Source organism: Pseudomonas sp. TH43 (assembly GCF_016650635.1).
Taxonomy (GTDB): Bacteria; Pseudomonadota; Gammaproteobacteria; order Pseudomonadales; family Pseudomonadaceae; genus Aquipseudomonas.
Genome location: NZ_JAEKFI010000004.1, coordinates 1,406,557 through 1,423,367, shown reverse-complemented (window position 1 = coordinate 1,423,367; position 16,811 = coordinate 1,406,557). Strand labels below are relative to the sequence as shown.

The 16,811-nt window shown below is 59.5% G+C and carries 16 protein-coding genes; 12 read left to right on the top strand and 4 right to left on the bottom strand.

Annotated features, from left to right (window positions below):
- Positions 1-152 precede the first annotated feature (152 nt).
- From JFT81_RS22905 to JFT81_RS22890, 4 genes are all read left to right on the top strand, one after another.
- Positions 153-824, top strand: a complete 672-nt coding sequence (locus JFT81_RS22905) for a DUF1120 domain-containing protein (RefSeq protein WP_201198915.1) — start codon at positions 153-155, stop codon at positions 822-824.
- 168 nt (positions 825-992) lie between these two features.
- On the top strand, positions 993-1,709 hold the full coding sequence (locus tag JFT81_RS22900; protein WP_201229261.1) for a fimbria/pilus chaperone family protein: 717 nt from the start codon (positions 993-995) through the stop codon (positions 1,707-1,709).
- Positions 1,706-4,099: a fimbria/pilus outer membrane usher protein gene (locus JFT81_RS22895; protein ID WP_201229260.1), complete on the top strand. Its 2,394-nt coding sequence runs from the start codon at positions 1,706-1,708 to the stop codon at positions 4,097-4,099. Before JFT81_RS22900 ends, JFT81_RS22895 begins: the two co-directional genes overlap by 4 nt.
- Before the next feature lie 13 nt (positions 4,100-4,112).
- Positions 4,113-4,613 (top strand): hypothetical protein, encoded by a 501-nt coding sequence (locus JFT81_RS22890; protein WP_201198903.1) that lies wholly within the window; start codon positions 4,113-4,115, stop codon positions 4,611-4,613.
- Here the strand turns inward: JFT81_RS22890 and JFT81_RS22885 are convergent.
- A complete protein-coding gene (locus JFT81_RS22885; protein WP_201229258.1) occupies positions 4,600-6,033 on the bottom strand; it encodes a PLP-dependent aminotransferase family protein in 1,434 nt (477 codons plus the stop codon). The genes JFT81_RS22890 and JFT81_RS22885 overlap by 14 nt on opposite strands.
- Before the next feature lie 179 nt (positions 6,034-6,212).
- Between JFT81_RS22885 and JFT81_RS22880 the strand changes: the two genes are divergently transcribed.
- Complete coding sequence (locus JFT81_RS22880; protein ID WP_201229257.1) at positions 6,213-6,458, top strand: DUF1127 domain-containing protein; 246 nt, start codon at positions 6,213-6,215, stop codon at positions 6,456-6,458.
- A gap of 116 nt (positions 6,459-6,574) precedes the next feature.
- Here JFT81_RS22880 and JFT81_RS22875 read toward each other — a convergent pair whose 3' ends face one another.
- A complete protein-coding gene (locus JFT81_RS22875; RefSeq protein ID WP_201229255.1) occupies positions 6,575-7,885 on the bottom strand; it encodes an FAD-binding oxidoreductase in 1,311 nt (436 codons plus the stop codon).
- 148 nt (positions 7,886-8,033) lie between these two features.
- Between JFT81_RS22875 and JFT81_RS22870 the strand changes: the two genes are divergently transcribed.
- Positions 8,034-8,387 (top strand): YkgJ family cysteine cluster protein, encoded by a 354-nt coding sequence (locus tag JFT81_RS22870; RefSeq protein WP_064116421.1) that lies wholly within the window; start codon positions 8,034-8,036, stop codon positions 8,385-8,387.
- Between the two features lie 122 nt (positions 8,388-8,509).
- Here JFT81_RS22870 and JFT81_RS22865 read toward each other — a convergent pair whose 3' ends face one another.
- The gene (locus JFT81_RS22865) at positions 8,510-8,998 is read right to left on the bottom strand and encodes an Lrp/AsnC ligand binding domain-containing protein (protein ID WP_003177284.1); all 489 of its coding nucleotides are present in this window, start codon (positions 8,996-8,998) and stop codon (positions 8,510-8,512) included.
- A 153-nt stretch (positions 8,999-9,151) separates the two neighbouring features.
- Between JFT81_RS22865 and dadA the strand changes: the two genes are divergently transcribed.
- The 6 genes from dadA to JFT81_RS22835 all read left to right on the top strand — a co-directional run bounded on the left by dadA (position 9,152) and on the right by JFT81_RS22835 (position 15,460).
- Entirely contained in the window at positions 9,152-10,456 is a 1,305-nt protein-coding gene (dadA, locus tag JFT81_RS22860) for a D-amino acid dehydrogenase (RefSeq protein ID WP_150649016.1), read from the top strand.
- A complete protein-coding gene (locus JFT81_RS22855; RefSeq protein ID WP_201229253.1) occupies positions 10,428-10,781 on the top strand; it encodes a RidA family protein in 354 nt (117 codons plus the stop codon). The genes dadA and JFT81_RS22855 overlap by 29 nt, the downstream gene beginning before the upstream one ends.
- 95 nt (positions 10,782-10,876) lie before the next feature.
- Positions 10,877-11,950, top strand: a complete 1,074-nt coding sequence (alr, locus tag JFT81_RS22850) for an alanine racemase (protein ID WP_201229251.1) — start codon at positions 10,877-10,879, stop codon at positions 11,948-11,950.
- 88 nt (positions 11,951-12,038) lie between these two features.
- The gene (locus JFT81_RS22845) at positions 12,039-12,587 is read left to right on the top strand and encodes a cupin domain-containing protein (RefSeq protein WP_025112726.1); all 549 of its coding nucleotides are present in this window, start codon (positions 12,039-12,041) and stop codon (positions 12,585-12,587) included.
- 181 nt (positions 12,588-12,768) lie between these two features.
- Complete coding sequence (locus JFT81_RS22840; protein WP_053125000.1) at positions 12,769-13,185, top strand: c-type cytochrome; 417 nt, start codon at positions 12,769-12,771, stop codon at positions 13,183-13,185.
- A gap of 346 nt (positions 13,186-13,531) precedes the next feature.
- Positions 13,532-15,460 carry an acetyl-CoA hydrolase/transferase family protein gene (locus JFT81_RS22835; protein WP_201229249.1) on the top strand — a complete coding sequence of 643 codons (1,929 nt, stop codon included), beginning with the start codon at positions 13,532-13,534 and terminating at the stop codon, positions 15,458-15,460.
- A 203-nt stretch (positions 15,461-15,663) separates the two neighbouring features.
- On the opposite strand, the gene JFT81_RS22830 is transcribed toward JFT81_RS22835, so the two are convergent.
- Positions 15,664-16,602: a hypothetical protein gene (locus JFT81_RS22830; RefSeq protein ID WP_201229247.1), complete on the bottom strand. Its 939-nt coding sequence runs from the start codon at positions 16,600-16,602 to the stop codon at positions 15,664-15,666.
- Between the last annotated feature and the right edge of the window lie 209 nt (positions 16,603-16,811).

Genomic DNA, 16,811 nt, shown 5'->3' with positions numbered 1-16,811 from the left:
TCTCTAGTTGCTTTGTAACTTCGTCTTACATCGGAAACAGGGGCGAATCGCAATAATGGCCGGGCGTTGTCAGGGAGGAAGTTTCGCTATTTCACGCCAGACAATGCGCTTCTTGCTGTCGTTTTTTAATTCTTACGGAGAGAGAATTTCTCATGAAAAAGCTATTCATCAGCGCCACAGTGGTGGCTTCGTTGTTGCCGGTTTTTGCCCTCGCAGAAAGTGCCAGCCTCACGGTTAGCGGCACGATTATTCCTACGGCGTGTACGCCAAGTTTTGCCGGCGGCAGCGTGGTCGATCTGGGCAAGGTATCGGCGGCGGATCTGAACGCCACTACGCAAACCGAGCTAGAGCTGAAAAACATCACTCTGAGCATGAACTGTAACGGTCAGGTGCCGGTGGCGGTGAAAGTGCATGACAACCAGGCGGCGACCCAGCTGCAGGGTATTACCATCGATGGCCGTGCAGAGAGCATGTACATCTACGGCATGGGCGCTGCCAGTGGCGTGAAGATCGGCGGGTACGGCTTGCGTCATGGCACGCCTACGGTCGATAGCGCGGCCATGGCCCTGATGTTTCAGCAGGGTGGTGGAATTGGCGGGCCGACCTGGAATCAGCCGACTTCGACACTGGTGGGCAAAGACGCTTCCAGCGGTGGTTATCTGCATTATTCGTGGGGTCGCAGCATTGCTGAAGGCCCGAGCAATGGCCGCATCCACACCCTTCCAATGACACTCGTTCCAGTCGTTGGCCCGGCCAAGGATCTGCCGACCGGCTCAGACATTACCCTCGATGGTTCCGCGACCTTCGAACTGGTCTACCTCTGAGGCAAGCAGGTGTGTGAGCGCTGTCAGCGCTCACACACCTGAGCAAACACGCACCGCAGTTCTTGCGGTGCGTCGTTATCGGCGCCATGGGCGCACGCCTTTTACGATTGTGTTTCAAGGATGGGCCTTTTCGTCGGCATTGCCGCGACGAGGCGCCAGGGAATCGTCATGCCTCAGATTCAACGTTTTTCAACCACCGGCCTGTTGGCATTACTCCTTCTATCGAGTGCAACGTCCGTGGCCGACGCCGCCGGCATGGTGCCGCAAACGCCGATCCTGATCCTCGAAGAATCAGCCGGCGAAGCCAGCATCAATATCACCAACACCGAACCGCACCCGGCGCTGCTGCACACCAGCATTGAAAATGTCCCCGAGGACACCGAGTTGCTATTGCTGCTGACCCCACCGGTGGCGCGGGTGGAAAGCGGTGGCACGCAACTGGTGCGGTTCATTCTGCGCAGCGCTGAGCCGCTGCGAACCGAGCGCCTCAAACGGGTGATTTTCGAGGGCATTCGGCCGCTGGAAAAAGGCAGCAACGCGCGGGTCAGCCTGACCGTGAGACAGAACATTCCAGCGATTCTGCGCCCGAAAAACCTGCCCATCGAACGCCAGCCATGGACGCTGCTGAAGTGGTCGGTGCAGGGCGCTCAACTCCAGGTCAGCAATCCCAGCCCCTACGTGGTGCGGCTGGCCAATACCGTCAATCTGCTGCCTGGCGATGCCCCGGTGGATCTGGGTCGCAGCTACATCTTGCCCGGCGAACGCTTGCGTCTGACGCCCGCCTTACCACTGTCGGTAACGGTGGCTCAAGTGCGTCTGTACCCGGCGACGATGTACGGTTATGCCGCCGGCAGTTTCGATGCGCCGTTGGTGGCCGGTGAATGAAGCGCGCCCGCAGATGTGCGCTGCTCAGCCTGTTGGCATCGACCAATAGCTATGCCGATTCGGTCACCTTTGACCCTAACGTCCTGCGCGCCCGTGGGCTGGATCTGCAACTGGCGGAGTATTTTCAGGACGCACCGCGCTTTCAGGAGGGCGCGTATTCGGTGCTGCTCAGCGTTAACGGCGTGCCGAAGGGACGGGTGTTGGCGACGTTCGACGGGCAAGGCGAGTTGTGCACCACCGAGGCGTTGCTCGAACAGGCAAACATGCGTGTCGAGGCGCTGCCGAGCCTGGAATGCAGGCGCTTTGTCGACAGCTTCGACGGCGTGATCGCGCGGCTCGATCCGGCCAAGGAACAGGTCGACTTGCTGCTGCCCACCGCGCTCGTCGCGTCATCGGTGGCGGCCCGCCGCAATTACGCTCACGGCGGCAGCGCTGCACTGTTGAACTACGACGCGCTGGTGCTGGGCAACGAGTACGTCGGCCAGACCACGCACTACCGCAGTCTCAACACCGAGTTGGGGCTGAACATCAACGACTGGGCGCTGCGCAGCCGTCAGTCTTATGCGGCCTTCGAGGGCAGCAGCCAGACCGAGCATCTGTACGCCTACGCTTCGCGCACCTTCGAGCCGCTGCAAACCAACGTGCAACTGGGCCAGCTCAACATGGCCTCGCCGTTGTTTGCCGGCGAGGCATTTACCGGCGTGCAACTGCAACCGGAGGCCGCCCTGGGGGAGCTGGATGCCGACAGTCAAGGCGCTCACGTCGAAGGCATCGCCTACTCCGCGGCGCGGGTCGAAGTTCGGCAGAACGGTGCGCTGATCTACACCACGCTGGTGCCACCCGGGCCGTTTTCGCTGGTGGGTTTACCGTTGCTCAGCCAGACCCTGGACCTGGAAGTCATCGTGCATGAAGAGGATGGCCAGCAGCGCAGTTTCATTGTTCCCGGAAACAGTCTCGGCGGTTTGTCACCGGGGCGACAGCCAGGCTTCGCAGTAAGCGCCGGACGCGTTCGCCGCTATGCCCGCGATGATCGCGACGCGCCTGATTTCGTCGCCGCCAGCAAGGATTGGCGTTTGGCCGCGGGCAAGCAACTGACGGCGGGAGCGATGCTCGGCAGCGACTATCAATCGGCAGGCATGGCGCTACAGATTCCGTTGTCGCCGCGCACGGCGATGGGCTTGCGTCAGGTGCTGTCCCGCGCCCGTCGCGAAGATCAGCTGGGCGCGCAGTTTCAGCTCAGCCTGAGCACGGCGCTGACCGAGCGCGTCTCGGCGAATCTGTCGGTCACCCAGCAGGTACAAGGCTTTCGCACGTTGTCCGATACCACCTGGAATCGTGACACCGATCAACCGGATCAGCGCATTCGTAATCAGATGACTCTAGGACTCAGCGGCGCCAGTGTGTCGTTGGGCTCTTTCTCCGGTGGTTTTTCCCGCTACACCGATTTTGAAAACGACACCACCTCACGCCTCAGCGCTTCGTGGTCGCGGATGTTTCAGCGCACCAGCGTGTCGCTGAGTCTGGAGCGCGACATGGGCGGCACCGCGCGAGACAGCCGCGGATTTGCTACCTATCTAACGGTCAGCGTGCCGATCGGTCGCAACGGTGCGCTGCGCAGCTTTGTCAGAAAGGACGACCTCAGCGGCACCCGCAGCGGCTTGCGCCTGAATCAACAGCTCAACGATGCCGTGGCCTACAGCGCCACTGTCGAGCGCCCGGAAAACGGTGATGCGGATGTCAGTGCTCGACTCAACCTGCTGCCGCGTTACACCCAGGTCGATCTGGGTTATTCGCAGCGTGGCTCCGGGGCGACGGGTTATGACTTCGGGGCAAGGGGCGGCGTGGCGCTGCACAGCGAAGGCGTGACGTTGTCGCCATACACCGTGCGCGAAACCTTTGCCCTGCTCAAGGCCGGGGATGCCGCCGGGGTCAAGCTGCGCACACCTCACGGCCCGGTCTGGACGGACGCGGCTGGCCGCGCGGTGGTGGCCAGTGTGCCGGCCTATCGCAAAACGCGGGTGGAGATCGACACCACGAGCCTGGCGCGCAATGTCGATGTGCTCAACGGCTACCGCGAGATCGAAGCGGCGCGCGGCTCGGTGCAGCGCCTGGCGTTTCAGATGGTCACTTCCCGCCGCGTGTTGCTGCATGCGCGCACGGCTGACGATCAGGTGATCGGCAAGGGCTTCGGCGTGTTTGATGAGCAGGGTCGGTATGTCACCAGCGTGCTTGATGACGGGCGGATTTTTCTCTCCGACATTCAGGCAGGCATCGCGTTGCACGTGCAAAAGGGCGACGGCTCGCGCTGTCATCTGAGGTTCGAACTGGCTGAAGAGGCTGATCCCGATGAACTCTATGAATCTGCGCCGGCACGTTGCAGCGACGCATGATTGAGGCAAACCCATGACCTTTTTCAAAGCGCCGTTCGTGGCGATGATGTGGCTGTGCTGCGCGACGGCGTTTGCCCAGGGCGAAGATTGCGAGGTGCGCGTCAGCCCGCCAGCGTTTGATTTTGGCGTGACTGATCGGGGCGTGTTGTTGCAGCAAGGTATGACGGCCGGAGAGCTGAGTTTTGGCAGTCGCCGGGTGCAGGTGCAGGTCGTCTGCGATCAGACGTTGCCGCTGGCGCTGCGTTTTGCGGCGCCGGGCGCTGATGCCGAGCGTTATCGCTTCGGCATCGGCACGCTGCGGCTCAAGGTGATGTCGGTGCGGGTCGACGGTGCGGTCACTCAAAGGGCAGGGGAGCACGACGTGCTGCGTCCCGGCGAGCGCCTTCTGCCACTGTTGGCGAGCGGCAGGCGGCTGGATGTCGAGTTCGAGGTTGAAGGGCAAATCAGCAACGCGGCCAGTCGGGTCGCGGACCTGACCCGACTGGACGGCGAAGGCGTGTTCAGGCTGGATTGATCCCGCTTTCGGCGAGCAGTTTGATCGCCGCCGCGCCGACCTTGCGCACCGCCTCTTCAATCTGCGGGGTCGGCTTGGCGGCGTAGTTCATGCGCAGGCAATTGCGGTACTTGCCCGAGGCGGAAAAGATGCTGCCGACGGCAATCTGGACGCCTTGATCATGCAGCGCACGATTGAGCTTCAGCGTGTCGAAACCCTCCGGCAATTCGACCCACAGCATGAAGCTGCCCTGCGGACGGCTGGCGCGAGTACCGGCCGGGAAATAGCGGGTGACCCAGTCGATCATCAGGTCGCGATTACGCTGGTATTGCGTGCGCATCCGCCGCAAGTGCGGTTCGAAGTGGCCGGACCTGAGAAACTCTGCGATGGCTATTTGTGGCTGTGGAGCGGTGGAGCCAGTGCTGATGTATTTCATGTGCAGCACCCGTTCCAGATAGCGGCCCGGCGCGACCCAGCCAATGCGCAAGCCCGGCGCCAATGTCTTGGAAAACGAACTGCACAACAGCACGCGGCCATCCTCATCGAAGGATTTGATCGTGCGCGGCCGCGGGTAGGTGTAGGCCAGTTCGCCATACACGTCGTCTTCGATGATTGCCACGTCGAAGCGCTGGGCCAGGTTGAGCAGGGCGCGTTTGCGCGACTCCGGCATGATGTAGCCGAGCGGATTGTTGCAGTTGGGGGTGAGTTGGATGACTTTGATCGGCCACTGCTCCAACGCCAGTTCCAGCGCTTCGAGGCTGATGCCGGTGAGCGGGTCGGTGGGGATTTCCAAGGCCTTCATGCCCAGGCCCTTGAGCGTCTGCATGGCGCCGTGAAAGCTTGGCGAATCCACCGCGACGATGTCGCCCGGCTCGCAGATCGCGTGGATGCTGGTGGACAGCGCTTCGTGGCAACCGGTGGTGACGACGAGGTCGCTGGCGCTCAACTGACAGCCGGAATCGAGCATCAATCGGGCGATCTGCTCGCGCAGTTCGAGGGTGCCGTGAATGTTGTCGTAATACAGACCGGGCATGTCCTGGCGGCGACTGATGCGCGCCAGTCCACGCAGCAGTGGCTTCATCGTTGGCGAACTGACGTCGGGCATGCCTCGGCCCAGTTGCACGACGTCCTTGCGCGGCACCGCGCGAATCAATTCCAGCACTTGATCCCACTGCGAAATTTCCACTGGCCGCTGCGCCGGGCGGCCGATGGCGGGCAGTTCCGGAAGCTCGCGGCCCACCGGCACGAAGTAGCCGGATTTGGGTTTCGGTGTGGCGAGGCCGCTGTCTTCAAGCATGCGATAGGCCTGCTGCACCGTGCTCAGGCTGACCCCATGTTCTACGCTCAAGGCGCGCACCGATGGCAGGCGATCGCCAGGACGATAGAAGCCTTGTTCGATGCGCGTACCGAGCAACTCGGCGAGGTTCACATAAAGGGTCATGGCACTGCCTCGGTGAAGGAAACTCGATAAACCAGTACAGATGCGGCACAAATCGGCAATTCAGTCTCAGGAACGGCAAATCTGTATGGATTTAATACAGTTGCTTTGAATCTGTAACGGTTTTGTCGACCCGCGCATCATGGAATCTCTGGCTACCCAAGTAAACAGGAGCAACAAAAATGAACGGCTTGAGCGATGTGCGGCTGACGTTACACAGTCAGGAACTGGCGGCAGGGCAGGAGGACAGTGCATGGAATACCGCCATGCGCAACGCGCCTTCCGGCCTTGGTCGCTGGGGCCTGCTCTGGCACCGTTTGCACACGCGCAAGGCGTTGCTCGGCTTGACGCCGGAGCAGCTCAAGGATGTCGGGCTGACCCGGGAGCAGGCGCAGGAGGAGGGCTTGAAGCCGTTCTGGCGGATCTGAAATCTTCAATGATCTTGAGGACCCTTCGCGAGCAGGCTCGCTCCCACAGGGAAATGCATTCCAAGTGTGGGAGCGAGCCTGCTCGCGAAGGAGTCAGCAAAGGCGCCACATATCTGTCAGACCAACTCTTTGAGGCGATGCCACAACATCCCCAACGCCAGCAACGGCGAACGCAAATGCTTGCCACCCGGGAAGGTGATGTGCGGCACTTTGGCAAACAGATCAAAGCCACCGCTGTGCTGCCCACTGATCGCCTCAGCGAGCAACTTGCCCGCCAGGTGCGTGGCATTCACGCCGTGACCGGAATAGGCCTGGGCGTAATACACGTTCGGCTGATCCGCCAGACGGCCGATCTGCGGCAAACGGTTCGCGCCGATGCCGATCATCCCGCCCCACTGATAATCGACTTTCACCCCGGCCAATTGCGGAAACACTTCGAGCATTTTCGGCTGCATGTACGCGCCGATGTCCTTGGGGTCGCGCCCCGAGTAATGACAAGCACCGCCGAACAGCAAACGACGATCCGCCGAGAGCCGGTAGTAATCCAGCGCCACGCGCTGGTCACAGACCGCCATGTTTTGCGGCAACAGCCTGTGCGCCTGTTCTTCGGATAGCGGTTCGGTGGCGATGATGTAACTACCGGCCGGCAGGACTTTGCCGCTGAGTTGCGAATTGAGGTCATTCAGATAAGCGTTGCAACCGAGCACCAGCGTCTTCGCCCGCACCGAACCTTGTGCTGTGTGCACTTTCACTTCGCGGCCGTAGTCGATACGCGTCACCGCCGAATGCTCGTACAGTTTCACTCCCAGTTGGAGCGCCGCGGCCGCTTCACCCAAGGCCAGATTCAACGGATGCAGATGCCCGGAACCCATGTCGATCAAGCCGCCAACGTAGCGTGTGGAACCGACCACGGTGTGCATTTCATGGGCTTGCAGCAGGCGGGTTTCATGGCGATAACCGAGGCTGCGCAATTCCTCGGCGTCTGCGGCAAAACCGTCGAGGTCGGCGGGTTTGTTGGCGAGGTCGCAGTAACCCCAGGTCAGGTCGCAGGCGATTTGAAAACGTTCGACGCGCTGACGGACGATTTCCACCGCTTCCAGGCCCATCAATTTCATCTCGCGCACACCGTCGGCGCCGATGACGTTGGCGAACTGATCGAGACCATGACCGACGCCGCGAATCAATTGCCCGCCGTTGCGGCCGCTGGCGCCCCAGCCGATCTTGTGCGCTTCCACCAAGACTACGCTGAGGCCGCGTTCGGCCAGTTCCAGCGCGGTGTTCAACCCGGAAAAGCCGCCACCGACCACACAGACGTCGGCCACTGCTTCACCTTCCAATACAGGATGATCCGGCTGCGGCAGGCTGCTGGCGGCGTAGTAAGAGGCAACGTGGGGTTGGCTCGCGGTGGTATGGGCGCGGGCATTCATGGGCATCATCCAACGGCTGTGGTGTCGAGAAAATTTGACGGAGCATAAGCCGCGCGCCCGAACGCGGGCAACACTGGTCGGCCTGCGGTGTCTGGATCACGGCTTTTGCGGCACAATTGCCGCCTATTTCACCTTGGTTACCGCTTCGATGAGCTGCAACAGCCAGAAAATTCGCGCCTTGCGCCAGCAGATTCCCTCGTTCGAGTGCGTGCCCGGCTGCCACGATTGCTGCGGCCCGGTGACCACTTCGCCGGAAGAAATGGCCCGCCTCCCGCGCAAGACCCGCGCCGAGCAGGATGCGGCGATGGAGGAGCTGAACTGTGTGCACCTGGGACCGAATGGCTGCACGGTGTATGAGGAGCGGCCGTTGATTTGCCGGTTGTTTGGCACGACCAAAACCTTGCCTTGCCCGAATGAGCGGCGGCCGGTGGAGCTGATTCATCCACGGGTGGAGAAGCAGATTTTCGAATACATGGCAGCGAATCGGCAGGTGCTGGTTTAGCTGTTTCGTTGCCCGTGGATCGAGTCGCGGCCTTCGCGAGCAGGCTCGCTCCCACATTTGGAATGCATTCTCCTGTGGGAGCGAGCCTGCTCGCGAAGAGGCCGGCTAAAACACCGCAAAATTCAATCAGGGATAGGCAGGCTCAAGCTCTCCTTGACCTCTTCCATGACGATATAACTCTTCGATTCACGCACATGCGGCAGTTTCAGCAGAATGTCGCCCAGCAACTTGCGGTACGAGGCCATCTCGGAAATCCGCGCCTTCACCAGATAGTCGAAATCCCCTGACACCAGATGGCACTCCAGCACGTGCGGCAATTTCAGTACCGCGCGGCGGAACTCCTCGAACGTGTCGCCGGATTTGTAGTCGAGGCTGATCTCGACGAACACCAGCAAGCTACCCTTCAAATGCTGCGGATTCAGCCGGGCGTTGTAGCCCATGATGATCCCCTCACGCTCCAGCCGGCGCACCCGCTCAGTGCACGGTGTGGTGGAGAGGCCGACCTTTTCCCCGAGTTCGGTGAAGGAAATCCGCCCGTCCGCCTGCAGGATCCGCAAGATGTTGCGATCGATCTTGTCCAGCTCACGTTTGGTCTGAGTGTTGGTACGCATAGGGGATGCGCCTCCGTGAAAAGGGTTTTTGCCGAGAATTGTCGCCAAATATAGGCGCTTATATAGTGAAAAGCACTGGCATTTATTTTTTACACTGCGCGCATCATTGCTCTAACAACAGACGTACGCGGCACGCCGCGAGAGGGATAAAAAATGCGCGTTATGGTCTTGGGTAGCGGCGTCATCGGTACCGCCAGTGCTTACTATCTGGCCCGTGCCGGGTTTGAAGTGGTGGTGGTCGACCGGCAGCCAGCCGCGGCCATGGAGACCAGTTTCGCCAACGCCGGCCAGGTCTCGCCGGGCTATGCCTCGCCGTGGGCCGCGCCGGGCGTACCGCTCAAGGCGATCAAGTGGCTGCTGCAACGCCACGCCCCTCTCGCGATCAAGGCCACCGCCGACATCGATCAATACCTGTGGATGGCGCAGATGCTGCGCAATTGCACTGCCAACCGTTACGCGGTGAACAAGGAGCGCATGGTGCGTCTGTCCGAGTACAGCCGCGACTGCCTCGACGAATTGCGCGCCGAAACCGGCATCGCCTACGAAGGCCGCAGCCTTGGCACCACGCAACTGTTCCGCACTCAGGCTCAGCTGGATGGCGCCGCCAAAGACATCGCCGTGCTGAAAGAGTCCGGCGTGCCGTTTGAAGTGCTCGACCGCGCCGGCATTGCTCGCGTTGAACCTGCGCTGGCGGGTGTGACTGACATCCTCGCCGGTGCCCTGCGCCTGCCGAACGACCAGACTGGCGACTGCCAGATGTTCACCACGCGTCTCGCCGAAATGGCAGTGAAACTCGGTGTGGAATTCCGCTTCGGTCAGGACATTCAGAAGCTTGACTACGCCGGTGATCGCATCAACGGCGTGTGGATCGACGGCAAACTGGAAACCGCCGACCGCTACGTCTTGGCGCTTGGCAGCTACTCGCCGCAACTGCTCAAGCCGCTGGGCATCAAGGCCCCGGTGTATCCGCTCAAGGGTTACTCGCTGACCGTGCCGATCACCAACCCGGCCATGGCCCCGACTTCGACTATTCTCGACGAGACCTACAAGGTCGCGATCACCCGTTTCGACAATCGCATCCGCGTTGGCGGCATGGCCGAAATCGCCGGTTTTGACCTGTCGCTGAACCCGCGTCGGCGCGAAACCCTGGAGATGATCGTCAACGACCTTTATCCTCAGGGCGGCAATCTGGCCGAAGCAAGCTTCTGGACCGGCCTGCGTCCGACCACCCCGGACGGCACGCCGATCGTTGGCGCCACGCCGTTCAAGAATCTGTTCCTCAACACCGGTCACGGCACGCTCGGCTGGACCATGGCGTGCGGTTCCGGTCGTTTGCTGGCCGACTTGATGGCGAAGAAAAAACCACAGATCAGCGCCGAAGGCCTCGATATTTCCCGTTACGGCAACAAAATTCAGGAGTCCGCAAAACATGGCAATCCAGCGCCAGCTCACCAATGAGCGCATGAGTCAGATCGTCAGCCACAACGGCACCGTGTATCTGGCCGGGCAGGTCGGTGACGACTTCGACGCCGGGATTGAACAGCAGACCCGCGAAGTCCTCGGCAATATCGAGCGCTTGCTGGATCTGGCCGGGACTGACAAACAGCATTTGCTGTCGGCGACGATTTACCTGAACGACATCGAAGCGCACTTCGCCGGGATGAACTCGGTGTGGGACCAGTGGCTGCCAAAGGGCGCCGCCCCGGCCCGCGCAACCGTCGAAGCGAAAATGGCCAAGCCGAGCATTCTGGTAGAAATCTCTATCGTCGCCGCGCTGCCGTAACCCGTTGTAAAGATCCCTCTCCCGGCGCTGTTGGCGGTTCACGTCGTCAGTCGGCGCCGGTTTTTATTCCCATGACCGCCAAGAAGTCTGCTGCCATGCGTCCTGCCCGTGCCCTGATCGACCTTCAAGCCCTGCGTCACAACTACCGAATTGCCCGCGAAGTCACCGGCGCCAAGGCGCTTGCGGTGATCAAGGCCGATGCTTACGGCCATGGCGCGGTGCGTTGCGCGCAGGCGCTGGAAGCCGAGGCTGATGGTTTTGCCGTCGCCTGCATCGAAGAAGCTTTGGAGCTGCGCGCTGCGGGCATTCGTGCTCCGGTGTTGTTGCTGGAAGGGATTTTCGAGGCCGATGAGCTGGCGCTGATCGTCGAGCATGATTTCTGGTGCGTGGTGCATTCGCTGTGGCAACTCGAAGCGATCGAGCAGGCTGCGCTGAGTAAACCGATCACCGTTTGGTTGAAGCTCGATTCGGGCATGCACCGCGTTGGGCTGCATCCGAAGGATTATGCGGCGGCTTATCAACGTCTGCTGGCCAGCGGCAAAGTGGCGAAAATCGTCTTGATGAGCCACTTCGCCCGCGCCGATGAGCTGCACGCGCAGAGCAGCACCGAGCAAGTTGCGGTGTTTGAAGCGGCGCGTCAGGGCCTGGCGGCGGAAGTCAGTCTGCGCAACTCGCCAGCCGTGCTCGGTTGGCCGCAGATCCACAGTGACTGGGTGCGTCCGGGCATCATGCTCTACGGCGCCACGCCGTTCGAAGAAGCCAACGCCGTGGCCGAGCGCCTGCAACCGGTGATGACGCTGGAATCGAAAGTCATCTGCGTGCGTGAACTGCCCGCCGGCGAACCGATCGGTTATGGCGCCAAATTCATCACCGACAAGCCGATGCGTATCGGCGTGGTCGCCATGGGTTACGCCGACGGCTACCCGCGTCAGGCGCCAACCGGCACGCCAGTTTTGGTGGCAGGTAAACGCAGCCGCATTCTCGGTCGCGTGTCGATGGACATGCTCTGCATCGATCTGACGGATGTGCCGGAAGCCGACCTCGGCTCGACCGTCGAGTTGTGGGGCAAAAACATCCTCGCCAGCGAAGTGGCGAAGTGGGCCGACACCATCCCGTACCAGATTTTCTGCAATCTGCGTCGGGTGCCAAGGCTCTATTCCGAGGGTTAAGGTCGCCGGGGAGCCCAAGTGTTGTAAATACTGAACGCTGTCGCCATGATAACGCTCAATATTCTTACAACATCAGGAGGCTCGCGCCTTGGACGTCGGTGAACGACTGCAATCGATCCGCAAGCTCAAAGGGCTTTCCCAGCGTGAACTCGCCAAACGCGCGGGCGTCACCAACAGCACCATTTCGATGATCGAAAAGAACAGCGTCAGTCCTTCGATCAGTTCGCTGAGGAAGGTACTGGGCGGGATTCCCATGTCCATGGTCGAGTTCTTTTCCGAAGAGATCTTGCAGGAAATCCCGACCCAGATCGTCTACAAGGCCAACGAGCTGATCGACATTTCCGACGGCGCCGTGACCATGAAACTGGTCGGCCGTGCGCATCCCAGCCGCGCCATCGCATTCCTCAATGAAATCTACCCGCCGGGCGCCGATACCGGCGAAGAAATGCTCACCCATGAAGGCGAGGAGACCGGAATTCTGGTGGAAGGTCGTCTGGAACTGGTAGTGGGTCTTGAAACTTTTATTCTCGAAGCCGGCGACAGCTACTACTTTGAAAGTACCAAGCCGCATCGTTTTCGCAATCCGTTCGACTTGCCTGCGCGACTAATCAGCGCAGCAACACCGGCAAATTTTTAAAATAGAGGCGCCAAGCCATGACGGCGAAGGCATCCGAAGAGTTTTTTCACTGCGCGGTATAACCCCTTCGACTATGGGGTTGTTTCAGTGTGGCGGGCTACCCGCTATACTTCCGCCCGCCTGCGAACCGTGGCCGCAGGCGTGAATAGCCACCATTGAGGGTGAACGCGTGAACCTAATTATGAAAATGCTGGCCGCACCAGCAACCGTACTGGCCCTCTGGGCTGTCAGCGCTCAAGCTGCGACCAATGACGACATTGCCAAACGCCTTGAGCCTGTCGGCCAGGTGTGTGTTCAAGGGCAGGAATGCAAGGGGATGGAAGTGGCTGCAACTGCCGGCGGCGGTGGCGGTGCGAAAACCCCGGACGAAGTGATTGCCAAACATTGCAACGCTTGCCACGGTACTGGCCTGTTGGGTGCGCCGAAAATCGGTGACGCAGCGGCCTGGAAAGACCGCGCCGATCATCAGGGCGGCCTCGACGGTTTGCTGGCAAAAGCCATTACCGGCCTGAACGCCATGCCGCCAAAAGGCACCTGCGCCGATTGCTCGGATGACGAGCTCAAGGGTGCAATCCAGAAGATGTCCGGCCTGAAATAAGCCGCGCTTCTGATGAAAAAAACCGTCTTCGGACGGTTTTTTTGTGTCCGCGATTCAGGAGCCCCTCATCGGAACGCCGCCCGCCCAGCCCTCCCGAAACGTCGGACCGCCCGGAGGTAGAGGGAGCGGACCGAGGTGTCTGGCGCTCTACACCGACCTGATAGATTGAGTCGATTGTGGATTCAACAAAGCAGGTTCACGTCGGCGTATCTCTCCAATATTCCCCATTCAGTCCCCTCTCCCTCCGGGAGAGGGTTAGGGTGAGGGAAATCTGACGCTGTTCTTTGCAGCAAACTCAAGGCAAGCTCGGTCTACCTCTATTCACGGAACGGGCGGGAGGCTTCAGATGGTGCAGTTGTGTTCGATCGAACAGGCAGTGGACGACGTACTGGCGAGGTTGCCGGCGCACATCCACATGGGCATGCCGCTGGGCCTGGGCAAACCCAATCATTTCGTCAACGCGCTGTACCGGCGCATCAAGGGCCTGCCCGAGCGCCAACTGACGATCTACACCGCACTGTGCCTGGGCCGTCCGAGCTTGGGCGATGGTTTGCAGAAACGCTTCATCGAACCCTTCGTCGAGCGCGCCTTCGGCGACTACCCGGAGTTCGATTTTCTCGCCGATCTGCGCGGCGACAGCCTGCCCGCCAACATCCGCATCGAACAGTTCTTCATGCAGCCCGGCAGCCTGCTCAACAGCCCGCCGGCCCAGCAGGATTACGTCAGCAGCAACTACAGCCATGCCGCCCGCGACATCAACGCCGCCGGCCTGAATCTGGTGGCGCAACTGCTCGCCAGCAGCAGCGAACACCCGGATCGCCTGAGCCTGAGCTGCAACCCTGACATCACCCTCGACCTGTTGCCGATGATCGCCAAACGTCGCGAAGCCGGGGAGACCATTTTGCTGGTCGGTCAGGTTCATACCGATTTGCCGTACATGCCCGGCGATGCCGAAGTCGACATCGACACCTTCGACCTGCTGATCGACGCGAAGGACAGCAGCACGCTGTTTTCCACGCCGAACATGCCGGTCGGGTTTCAGGATCATTTCATCGGTCTGCACGCGAGTACGCTGGTGCGTGACGGCGGCACGTTGCAGATCGGCATCGGCTCGATGGGCGATGCGCTCACCGCCGCACTGCTCGCGCGCCAGGCTGACAACGCGGGTTACCAAGCGTTGCTCAGTGACATCAACCTCAGCCAATGGGCGCAGTTGATCGACCGCGAGGGCGGCACCGGGCCATTCGCCAAAGGCCTTTACGGTTGCAGCGAAATGTTCGTCAACGGTTTGCTGGTGCTGGCGGATGCCGGGATTATTCGGCGCAAGGTCTACCCCGACGTGCCGACGCAGGAGCAAGCCAACGCCGGCACCCTCGACGAAGCGGCGCAGACTGACGGCATCTCGGTGCACGGCGGTTTCTTCCTCGGCCCGCGCAGTTTCTACGAGCGCTTGCGCGAGCTGCCGTTGAGCAAGCGCCTCGAATTCAACATGACCCGCATCAGCTACATCAACGAGTTGTATGGTCAGGAAGAGCTCAAGCGCTTGCAGCGTCTCGATGCGCGGTTCATCAACACTGTGTTCACCATGACCTTGCTGGGCGCCGGTGTGGCCGATCAACTGGAAGACGGAAGGGTGCTCAGTGGTGTCGGCGGGCAGTACAACTTCGTTGCGCAGGGGCATGCATTGCACGATGCGCGCTCGATTCTGATCCTGCGCAGTTGGCGTGAATCCGGCGGGGATGTCAGCTCCAACATCGTCTGGGAATACGGCCACTGCACGATCCCACGGCATCTGCGCGACATCGTCGTGACCGAATACGGCATCGCTGATCTGCGCGGTAAAACCGATGCCGTAGTGATCGAGTCATTGCTGAATATCAGCGATTCACGTTTCCAGCAGGGCCTGATCGAACAAGCGCAAAAGGTCGGCAAACTGCCAAAGGATTTCCGCCTCGATCCGCGCTTCACTGACAACACACCGCAGCGTTTGCAAGCCATCGCCGCACGGCACAAAAACCTGTTTCCGGAGTACCCGCTGGGCTGTGATTTCTCCCCGATCGAACGGGATCTACTGCGGGCGCTGAACTGGCTAAAAAGCAAATTCAAACTCACCGAAATCCTCGAACTGGGCAAAGCCGCCCTCGACGCCCCCGAGGCATCGCTCTACCCCGAACACCTCGAACGCATGCGACTCACAAACCCGGAAGGCCTGAAAGAAGACCTCTTCCAACGCCTGCTCCTCACCGGCCTAAAAGCCACCACCCAAACCCCGTAGGAGTTGCGGCACGCTGCGATCTTTTGATCTTGATCCTTAAAAGATCAAAAGATCGCAGCCTCGTTGCACTCGACAGCTCCTACACGGGGATTGCGGAGTACCCGAACAACTGTGGGAGCGGGCTTGCTCGCGAAAGCGGTGGATCGGTCAAAAAATGTATCGACTGATACGACGCTTTCGCGAGCAAGCTCGGCTCCTACAGGTCAGGCGCATGCAAGCGAGTGTATTGGATGGACGTTCACGGATGGGCTAAGAAAGTCTATGTGGTAGCCAGAGGAACCATCACCAATTGCTAAATGAATACCACTGATTCCCTCATTCATTTGGGAGTTGATTTTGTAATCAATTTTGTTCGAGATGGATTCGTTGACGCCGATAGCAAATTCCGTAAGTTTCAGTCCACGTTTGCCAGCAGCGAGATCCAGAAGTTTTATATGTTCTTCGTTATTTATTTTTAATGAGGTTATGTCGTTTTCTTTTACTGTGAGCCAGGCCTCTTCGTTTGAGATTCGATCGCTTAGCCATTTTAGAGAGGTTTTTAGACCGGCAGGTAATTCGGGGTTAGGTTTTCTGAGTACAGTCAGTATTCCAGAAATTTTCAATGTGCCTGAAAATATAAAGGGGCAGGGCTCTAATGGGTTCATATGTGCGTAATGAACTTCAAAGAATTCCGCGACGGACTGCACGAAGTTATCGGTCACATCTTCGTCAAGTAATGCATAAGGCTGTGCATGGGGAAGGATGGATACTGTTGCATTGGATTCATTACCAGACAACGCAAATGTCTGGTAGGAGTTAAGCATATTCAATACAACTCGCTGCGAGAAGAGCGATTGCTGAAAATCACTGTTCATCAGAAGCTCTAGGCTGTAAAGCGCCGCGGCTAAAGATGGCTCAAATACTTGGGTCGCGCAGAAGATGATTTTTTTGCGCTCTGTTCTTCCAGCGATCTCAAATGTCAATTTTGCAGCTTCGTTACTGAAAGAAAAAACGATACTGTTTTTTGGAAACTCCTCTAATTGAGCGATATTTGCCGTCATAAATCCCAAGAGCTCGCATTCTTTGAGGAACTCATTCGAGTCGGCGATAATCGAAAATTCCTCATGATTGAAGAGCGTCGGCGCTATATTTGGCGGTGACATAAAAAACCCTCCTTGTTCTGAAGTGCGCGGCAAGGGCGGTTGCCGCGCGGTGCTTCAATTAATCTTCGGTATGCGCCCAAGCCAACGGTGCCCATCCAAAATTATCCGGGCCAGAAGTGATGCGATTAAGATTTTCTTTTGTGGTTTTTTCAGTTTGCATTTGAGTTTTCCTTTTTTTGGTTTTTGTTGTGGTCCCCCCATGTGGCATG

Coding starts and splice junctions, on each gene's coding strand:
- JFT81_RS22905 (WP_201198915.1), top strand. CDS start 153: ATGAAAAAGCTATTCATCAGCGCCACAGTGGTGGCTTCGTTGTTGCCG.
- JFT81_RS22900 (WP_201229261.1), top strand. CDS start 993: ATGCCTCAGATTCAACGTTTTTCAACCACCGGCCTGTTGGCATTACTC.
- JFT81_RS22895 (WP_201229260.1), top strand. CDS start 1,706: ATGAAGCGCGCCCGCAGATGTGCGCTGCTCAGCCTGTTGGCATCGACC.
- JFT81_RS22890 (WP_201198903.1), top strand. CDS start 4,113: ATGACCTTTTTCAAAGCGCCGTTCGTGGCGATGATGTGGCTGTGCTGC.
- JFT81_RS22885 (WP_201229258.1), bottom strand. CDS start 6,033: ATGACCCTTTATGTGAACCTCGCCGAGTTGCTCGGTACGCGCATCGAA.
- JFT81_RS22880 (WP_201229257.1), top strand. CDS start 6,213: ATGAACGGCTTGAGCGATGTGCGGCTGACGTTACACAGTCAGGAACTG.
- JFT81_RS22875 (WP_201229255.1), bottom strand. CDS start 7,885: ATGAATGCCCGCGCCCATACCACCGCGAGCCAACCCCACGTTGCCTCT.
- JFT81_RS22870 (WP_064116421.1), top strand. CDS start 8,034: ATGAGCTGCAACAGCCAGAAAATTCGCGCCTTGCGCCAGCAGATTCCC.
- JFT81_RS22865 (WP_003177284.1), bottom strand. CDS start 8,998: ATGCGTACCAACACTCAGACCAAACGTGAGCTGGACAAGATCGATCGC.
- dadA (WP_150649016.1), top strand. CDS start 9,152: ATGCGCGTTATGGTCTTGGGTAGCGGCGTCATCGGTACCGCCAGTGCT.
- JFT81_RS22855 (WP_201229253.1), top strand. CDS start 10,428: ATGGCAATCCAGCGCCAGCTCACCAATGAGCGCATGAGTCAGATCGTC.
- alr (WP_201229251.1), top strand. CDS start 10,877: ATGCGTCCTGCCCGTGCCCTGATCGACCTTCAAGCCCTGCGTCACAAC.
- JFT81_RS22840 (WP_053125000.1), top strand. CDS start 12,769: ATGAAAATGCTGGCCGCACCAGCAACCGTACTGGCCCTCTGGGCTGTC.
- JFT81_RS22835 (WP_201229249.1), top strand. CDS start 13,532: ATGGTGCAGTTGTGTTCGATCGAACAGGCAGTGGACGACGTACTGGCG.
- JFT81_RS22830 (WP_201229247.1), bottom strand. CDS start 16,602: ATGTCACCGCCAAATATAGCGCCGACGCTCTTCAATCATGAGGAATTT.